Below are 214 nucleotides of genomic sequence, written 5' to 3'. Positions count from 1 at the left end.
GGCCAGCTACGGCGACGACGCCCGCTATATGGTCAGACCTCTGGCCTGACCTGCTCCAGGATGAAGGCGACCCGGGCCTCAACCGAGACCTGGGGCAACTCGATCAACTCATAGCCAAAACGGGGATAGACTGCGCGCATGACGTCATGGGTGCGGCGCGCCTCATCCAGATCCTGACGACGTTCCGCGTCTTGGCCGAATATCTCGGGCCAGA

The 214-nt window shown here is 62.6% G+C and carries 1 protein-coding gene; it reads right to left on the bottom strand.

Features of this window, described 5'->3' with window-relative positions:
• Positions 1-32 precede the first annotated feature (32 nt).
• The coding region (locus ACM0OX_RS35910; RefSeq protein WP_414520003.1) for an AAA family ATPase at positions 33-214 on the bottom strand (182 nt) is incomplete at its 5' end.

Origin of the sequence: Nostoc sp. PCC 9305 (assembly GCF_963920915.1) — a bacterium.
Lineage (GTDB): Bacteria > Cyanobacteriota > Cyanobacteriia > Cyanobacteriales > Nostocaceae > Nostoc.
The sequence above is the reverse complement of the archived record's forward strand: the minus strand, read 5'-3'. Positions and strand labels throughout refer to the sequence as shown.